The following is a 6921-nucleotide window of genomic DNA, read 5'->3' as shown; positions in this document are numbered from 1 at the left end:
TTTGTCCCGATAAGCCGACAATCAAAGAGCCAGATCGGGCTTCGCTTTCGGGCCAGAAGCGGAAGTGAACCTGCTCTTTTGGCCGCATCGAAAGTGGTGTATTCTTCGACCAACTGCCAATGGGACGTGCCGGAGCTCTGTAGTTTAGCGCGGCACCAATGCCTTCGGCGGGCAAGCACTACTCATTCATTGATATTGGATTTGAGGGCGAGATTTCGTGCCCTCTATACGCCGTCAGTTGTGGAGTCATCCAGCCAAGGCTAACGCTTGGCTCCGTTGCGGGGAGGGATCGATGATCGAGCAATTCAAACGCCGCGATTTTCTGAGGGGTTGTGCGGCCATTGGGGGAGCCATCGCCGCCGGCAACTTCTCCTGCATCGAAATCGCCAAAGCAGCCGCGATCGACATTCCCGTGGTGGACAAGCTCTCTATCCGAGTACTGATTGATGGAAGCCAGAATATTTTCGAGCGCCCAGGCAAGGTGGGGAACGTCTCGATCGAGCCAGCACCACGGCAGCAGGACTATCGTCGCGCACTACACAATCAATGGGGTTTGTCGCTGTACCTGCAGTCACAGCGCGGCGATGAGCAGCGTACTATCATGCTCGACTTCGGCTATACGCCGGAAGCTCTGCTCAACAATATCGAGCTGACCGGCGCTGATCCCAGCAAGATAAATGCAATGGTCGTGAGCCATGGCCACTTCGATCACTACGGCGGCCTCATCGGCTTTCTGCAAAAATACCGCAGCGCGTTGCCCGCCGATGTGAAACTCTATGCCGGCGGGGAGGACAACTTCTGCCAGCGCTATAGCGGCGCACCCGGCGCACTTACCGAATTTGGCGCGCTCGATCGCCGCGAGTTGGTTGCGAACAAGGTCGCAGTCGTTCTCGCGGAGAACCCGACGGTTGTCGCCGACCATGCTTTCACGACAGGTAAGATAAAGAGGTCGGGCATCGAAAGAGTGTTGCCGAACACACACGTCGGATTTGCTGAGAAGGATGGTCTCGGCTGTAACGCGAGCCCCTACCTGCCGGCGGAAATGCTGGGCAAGATCGTTCCGGACGAGCACATTCACGAGCACGCGACCTGTTTCAATGTAAAAGACCGCGGGCTCGTGGTGATCAGCTCCTGCGGTCACGTCGGCATCGTCAATTCGGTCCGGCAGGCACAGGAAGTCTCCGGCGTGCAGAAGGTCCATGCTATCGTCGGTGGCTTCCATCTCGGGCCTGCACCCCCGGACTATCTCAATCAAGTCGTCGCCGAGATCAAGAAGCTCGAACCGGACGTGATTATCCCGATGCATTGTAGCGGCGACAATTTCGCGCGTGCCGTGCGCGCGCAGATGCCGGACAAGCTTCTGGTCTCGACAACCGGCATCCGTATGACGATGGGCGCATGAGGAATAGTCGGGTGTTTGTCGGCTCGGTCCTGGTCGCGGGGCTGCTCGGTGCGGTGCCCGTGGCGCACGCACAGAGCGAACGCAGTGCTGGCGAACTGATGGACGCAGTGATGTGGGGCAAGGAGCCGATCGGTGGCCCCTTCACTCTCGTCGATCACACCGGCAAGCCTCGTACGGACGCCGATTTCCGTGGCAAGCTGATGCTCGTCTATTTCGGGTTCAGCTTCTGTCCGGACGTCTGCCCGACCGATCTGATGGCGATCGGGCAGGCCGTCGACAAACTTGGCCCCGACGGCGACGCGCTGCAGCCGTTGTTCGTTACTGTCGATCCCGACCGCGATACGCCTGCGCATCTCGCCGACTACGTGCCGTTCTTCCACTCGCGCCTGCTCGGCCTAACAGGCGATGCTGCACAGATTCGCGACGCCGCGCGCTTGTATCGGGTCTATTACGCTAAGGTCGCAATCGAAGGCGCCGCAGAATATACTGTCGATCATTCAGGTTTCATCTATCTGATGGATCGCGACGGCAAGTATCTCGGGTTCTTCCCGCCAGGCACCCCCTCAGATCGGATGGTCGAGGTCATCAAGGCTCATCTCAGCCAAACGCTGAAGGTGTTACCGCCGTCCCTGTTGTCTCGACCCTGAGGTCCGCTTCGGGTCACAATGCGACCTCACCGGAGTGGCAGCTCTTGGGCGCAAAGCGGCCGTTCGTTGCTTGCGACCGATAAGAATGTCGCAAGAGCTTATCGGTTCGCAATCAAAGCGGGTATCGGCTCGAAGCGGCCGACTGCCGGTGTTGTTGGCAGCCTCCCGTTCGGACCGTCAGCGGAGTGTCTCTCCGCAGTCGGCACGCGCGCAGCCCGTTGCCTCAGATTTTTCGAGACTGACCTTCCCTGCGGGGGCCGCTGCCGCGGCGCTCGCCGGCGTTCGCCGCGCGATTGAAGCCAACGGTTGTGCTTGTCGGCCGTTGTCGGCGGTGCTGATGCTGATCGCCGCTGCCCTGCTCGTGCTGGCCGTTCTGCCAACGCTGCGTAAGAAGCGCGACGAGGTGTTCGTGGAGCCGGAGAACTGACCTGCCTCGGACGCCAGCTGAACGAGGTGCGCCGTTCCCATCACTCCTATGGCCGCCGAGGCGGCCAGTCAAACTTAGGTATGTCCTCCTCCACAAAAGGTTACATATGGATCAACCTCTGTTTAGTGGTCCAGGCCACCTCTCACGATTACGCTTGGTGAGGATCCTGCTAGTGGACGGCACGTGAGCCGCCTCGCACAGCCATAAGGGAAACACCAAAAGGTGAGGGACGATATGGGCTCGTTGTTCGACAATGTCGGACGCTTTATCGCTCGGCTGCAGCAGCCAGTCAACTGTCAGCCGTTCGCTCCAAACGATATGACGGCTTTACGCGAGACCCTTCGACCTGGCGATGTTTTGCTGGTCGAGGGCAAAGGCCGTATCTCCGGCAGTATCAAATATCTCACTCAGTCGGCTTGGTCGCATTCGGCGTTGTACGTCGGGCCCATGGTCGGCACAGAAACCGAGGCCGAGCCCCATGTCCTGATCGAAGCCAATATCGAAGAAGGAGTCGTGTCGGCGCCGCTGTCGAAATATCTGCATTGTCGAACCCGCATCTGCCGGCCGGTGGGCCTCACCCAAGCGGACTGCGAGACGGTCTGCCGCTACGCTTCCGAACGCATTGGTCTTGGCTACGACTTCAAGAACGTTATCGACCTGATGCGGTATCTATTTCCAGGTCCGGCGGCGCAGCGTTGGCGCCGCCGAACGATCACGCTCGGCTCCGGCGATGCCAGCCGCATCATCTGTTCTTCGCTGATTGCGCAAGCTTTCGACGCCGTGCGTTATCCGATCCTGCCCGAGATGAAGCGCGTCGAGGGCCAGAGAGGGCGGCGCGAAGTTGCCGAGATCCGCCACTCATCTTTTTATGCGCCACGCGATTTCGATATTTCGCCCTACTTCATGGTCGTCAAGCCCACGCTCGCGCGCGGCTTCAATTACAAAGACATGCATTGGGCCGATCTTGCCGAAATTCACACGGCGCAGGTCACGCTCGCTCCAGAGATCAAAGGTAATAGCGATGAGGCGTCCCAGTACGCCGAATGTTCCCAGTGCGCGATCCTCACGGCATAGGACATCAAGCTCCTCACCCATCTACAGGCATTGTGCCACCATGCTCGGAGATGAGCTGAAAGGTGCCTCGATGAGCGCAAATCGTTCGCACGCCGGGCGCACACAAATCCTCCCACGGTAGTTCCCGTACCGCCGCGCGTAAGCGTCCGGACGACGACGCAGTTTGAGCGGTGCAAAGAAGGAATTGAGATTTGACTAATCCAACAAACATGGTGGACGGTTACGAGCAACCAGTGAACTGGGCCCGGATTGTTGTTCTTGTCGCAGTTGCGCTGCCGGTTCTTGGCTTTCTGTTGGAGAGGAGATCAGGCGCCAGCCGTCGCATACCATTGACGATAGGAGAACGTGTCCGACTGAATAGCGGAAGCCCAATCGGTTTAGTTGTTGAGACTGGCGAGCTAGTGACCATCGCTTGGCCGGCAGGAGAAGCAACATTCCCCGCGGAATGTCTGCACCGCGTCTAGCGCATCCGCGAGCTTTGGCTTGCGATATGGCTGCGGTGTGCACCGCGCCTCCTCGCGTTCGTCACCGTTGCCGGTCTTGGGTTGCTCGTACGCGCTTTTAGCGCGTGCCACAACTTGTCGCTCACCGATTTTCGTCCGGATACACCGTTAAGCCAAGTCACCGTCAATTGGGGGGCTTGTCGATGCAGACTGTTTCGCTTATCTCATTCCATAGTGATGGGGATGGGGTCCCCCGATAACCGCCGTGTTGGCTGATGACTCCTACTGGGCGCGAGAGCGCAGGTAGGAGCATGTGCAAATGACCCCTCAACTCATTCTTGCTGTAGCCGCCGGCGGCGCGCTCGGATCGGTCGCGCGATATTTTGTCGGCGTCGGATCGGGAAAGCTGTTCGGAACGGAATTTCCGTGGGGCACGCTTATAATCAACGTGACTGGCTCATTTCTGATCGGTGCATTTGTCGGAATGTTCGCCGCCAAATGGGACTTGTCACAGACAATGCGGATATTCTTGACAGTCGGCATCTGTGGCGGCTTCACGACGTTTTCCACGTTCTCTCTAGACGGCTACTACTTGATTGAACGCGGACAGACGTTAGCATCGTTTGCTTACATGGTAGCGTCGGTAGCGCTGTCCGTCGGAGCACTGATCGCCGCGTTGCGGCTCGTTCGGGCACTCCCCTGACCATGAAAAATCTCCTGCTCTCTTGGGTATTTTGGGCGCTGCTTTCCGCAGGATTTGCTGCCTTAACAGCCATCTTCGCAAAGGTCGGCATTGAGAACGTCAACTCGGACTTTGCCACCTTTATTCGCACCGTGGTCATTCTAGTGGTGGCCGCACTGATCGTCTGCGCGTCCGGGAATTGGCAGCAGCCGTCCAGCGTATCCGCGAAAACGTGGCTGTTCCTCATCCTATCGGGTGCCGCTACAGGCGCTTCTTGGATTTGCTACTTCCGCGCCTTGAAGCTCGGGGATGCCGCGCGCGTTGCTCCAATCGACAAGCTCAGCGTCGTCTTCGTGTCAGTTTTCGCAGTGCTCTTCTTGGGTGAACGGCTTGCGCTGCCAAATTGGCTCGGCGTAATTCTGATTGCGTGCGGTGCCGTTCTCGTTGCGTACCGAGCATAAGGGAAACGGCATCGTATCGGTCAAAGCCGGCACCAGCTTCGCTACTGCAACGTCTCAGATGGATCAAGAGCGCCGGCTTGTCTCTCAGCCGATGACTTCCGGTCTACCCCAACCGGACATCTTCAGACCAAGCCGGCATGCCTCAAAGGTGCCAACAGTCTACATAGCGGTGGCGACTTCGACCGAGCGGCCTCAGAGCCACAAAAGCCCAAAAGCAATAGTCAGTACCGTGAGTGGCGCACCCACCTTGAAATAGGCCCAAAAATGTAATTCCACGCCTCGCACCTTCGCACGCTGCGCGACAATGAGATTGGCAACAGAACCGACCAGTGTAAAATTCCCAGCCAGCGTCGCGGCCATCGCGACTACAAGCCAAGCACGTTGCGGATCTTGTAAGTTCGCAACGAATGATTTGAGGAGAAGCACGGCCGGAACGTTGCTAACGAGGTTGGACAGCACGGCCGTGACGCTGGCCAGGACTGTTGGGTTATCGAGGTGCTGGCGGGCGATCGCAGCCGTGATCACCGCTTTCTCGAGCCCGCCGATGACAACAAACAACCCGACGAACATCACTAGAAGCGGCCAGTCGATCTCGATATAGACCTTTTCAGGCCTTACGCGCCGCGTGAGCAGCAGAAAAGCACCACCCACAATAGCTACCTTGGCGACTGGTTGACCGAAGAAGAACAGCACGACCATAACCGCCATAACGACGATGGACTTCGCCAACAGCGGTCCATGGTAGCGAGGTGATATGTCGATTTTGTCAAACTGATCACGCGTAAAGAATTCGCTTCGATAGGACAATGCGATGAGAACAAAAGTGATCATGAGCCCGACGACTGCGACCGGCACAAGCGCCGCAGCGAAATCGCCGTAAAGGAATACCTGAGAGGCTTCCAATTATAATGTTTTGAGGATTTCCAGTGTTGGTTGCGACACTACCGATGTTAGATGCGGTCGCGACCGCCAAGATGTAGGGCATAGGATTTCGCCTTAGCCGTGTCACGAGTTCGAGCACGAGCGGGGTCATCACCAGGCAGATTGTATCGTTGACCAGGAACGCTGAGAGAACCCCGGAGGAAAAAATTACCATTCCAAGGAACGTGATCGGTCGTCTAACGTAGGCTGCGATCCAGTGGGTGATGACGCGAAAAAATCCTGAAAGCCGGAGATTGGCGACGACGATCATCATGCCAAGCAGCAAGACGATCGTATTGAAGTCGACCGCTCGATACGCTTCTTCGAGCGACAATACGCCGGTGGCGACCATCAAACTGCCGCCCAGCAGGGCCGCCCCAGCCCGGTCAATCCGGTATACGGGTATCTTGCCGAGGGCCATGACGGCGTAGGTTGCAAGAAAGATCAACCACGCAGCAGCAATCGTTGTTTCCGGCATCCAGTTCATTCTGAACATCAAGCCTTCGCCGAGCGCCAAAGGCAAGATGCAAGCCATGGCTCAAATGGGTCAAATCTAACTGCGCGCCGATGACTTCAGTCTGCCCCGATAAGCAGACAATTCAGAGTCAGTCGGCACGTCTCAAAGGTGCCAGCAACCGACATCTATCGCTTTAGCTGGTCTTCGGCCGCAGCCGTTCGCTCAACCGATTCTGCTGTTTTGCCCTGAGTCTCGCGGAACTCGTTCGCCACATCGCTGCGCAGATCTAGATCGATCTGAATTGTCGGGAGTCCAGTTTCTGTCTTCTTGCTTTTGCCTGCTTGGCGCTGGAAATCCAATCCTCTCTCCGAGATGTGTCGTTGAACCGAACCTGAACCGATTGGCTC

General features: G+C 57.6%; 7 protein-coding genes, 1 pseudogene and 1 riboswitch. Of the genes and pseudogenes, 5 read left to right on the top strand and 3 right to left on the bottom strand.

Annotated elements, in window-relative coordinates:
* Positions 1-292 precede the first annotated feature (292 nt).
* From CQ13_RS33725 to CQ13_RS33705, 5 genes and pseudogenes are all read left to right on the top strand, one after another.
* On the top strand, positions 293-1402 hold the full coding sequence (locus CQ13_RS33725) for an MBL fold metallo-hydrolase (protein ID WP_057847114.1): 1110 nt from the start codon (positions 293-295) through the stop codon (positions 1400-1402).
* The gene (locus CQ13_RS33720; protein WP_057847113.1) at positions 1399-2049 is read left to right on the top strand and encodes an SCO family protein; all 651 of its coding nucleotides are present in this window, start codon (positions 1399-1401) and stop codon (positions 2047-2049) included. Before CQ13_RS33725 ends, CQ13_RS33720 begins: the two co-directional genes overlap by 4 nt.
* 661 nt (positions 2050-2710) lie before the next feature.
* Positions 2711-3439: pseudogene (locus tag CQ13_RS33715) on the top strand (YiiX/YebB-like N1pC/P60 family cysteine hydrolase); the annotation flags it as partial.
* A 784-nt stretch (positions 3440-4223) separates the two neighbouring features.
* Positions 4224-4285, top strand: a riboswitch (Fluoride riboswitch).
* A 27-nt stretch (positions 4286-4312) separates the two neighbouring features.
* Positions 4313-4696 (top strand): fluoride efflux transporter CrcB, encoded by a 384-nt coding sequence (gene crcB, locus CQ13_RS33710; RefSeq protein WP_057847111.1) that lies wholly within the window; start codon positions 4313-4315, stop codon positions 4694-4696.
* 2 nt (positions 4697-4698) lie between these two features.
* Positions 4699-5136, top strand: coding sequence for an EamA family transporter (locus tag CQ13_RS33705; protein ID WP_057847110.1), 438 nt, complete (start codon positions 4699-4701; stop codon positions 5134-5136).
* A gap of 192 nt (positions 5137-5328) precedes the next feature.
* On the opposite strand, the gene CQ13_RS46875 is transcribed toward CQ13_RS33705, so the two are convergent.
* The 3 genes from CQ13_RS46875 to CQ13_RS43730 form a co-directional block, all read right to left on the bottom strand.
* The gene (locus tag CQ13_RS46875) at positions 5329-5967 is read right to left on the bottom strand and encodes an SLC13 family permease (RefSeq protein ID WP_347337079.1); all 639 of its coding nucleotides are present in this window, start codon (positions 5965-5967) and stop codon (positions 5329-5331) included.
* Positions 5912-6580: an ArsB/NhaD family transporter gene (locus tag CQ13_RS46870; RefSeq protein ID WP_347337078.1), complete on the bottom strand. Its 669-nt coding sequence runs from the start codon at positions 6578-6580 to the stop codon at positions 5912-5914. Before CQ13_RS46870 ends, CQ13_RS46875 begins: the two co-directional genes overlap by 56 nt.
* Before the next feature lie 119 nt (positions 6581-6699).
* Positions 6700-6873, bottom strand: coding sequence for a hypothetical protein (locus CQ13_RS43730; protein WP_156434059.1), 174 nt, complete (start codon positions 6871-6873; stop codon positions 6700-6702).
* Positions 6874-6921: the final 48 nt, after the last annotated feature.

Origin of the sequence: Bradyrhizobium retamae (assembly GCF_001440415.1) — a bacterium.
Lineage (GTDB): Bacteria > Pseudomonadota > Alphaproteobacteria > Rhizobiales > Xanthobacteraceae > Bradyrhizobium > Bradyrhizobium retamae.
The sequence above is the reverse complement of the archived record's forward strand: the minus strand, read 5'-3'. Positions and strand labels throughout refer to the sequence as shown.

Excerpts from the sequence above, each read along its gene's own strand:
- CQ13_RS33725 (WP_057847114.1), top strand. The coding sequence starts at position 293 with ATGATCGAGCAATTCAAACGCCGCGATTTTCTGAGGGGTTGTGCGGCC.
- CQ13_RS33720 (WP_057847113.1), top strand. The coding sequence starts at position 1,399 with ATGAGGAATAGTCGGGTGTTTGTCGGCTCGGTCCTGGTCGCGGGGCTG.
- crcB (WP_057847111.1), top strand. The coding sequence starts at position 4,313 with ATGACCCCTCAACTCATTCTTGCTGTAGCCGCCGGCGGCGCGCTCGGA.
- CQ13_RS33705 (WP_057847110.1), top strand. The coding sequence starts at position 4,699 with ATGAAAAATCTCCTGCTCTCTTGGGTATTTTGGGCGCTGCTTTCCGCA.
- CQ13_RS46875 (WP_347337079.1), bottom strand. The coding sequence starts at position 5,967 with ATGATCACTTTTGTTCTCATCGCATTGTCCTATCGAAGCGAATTCTTT.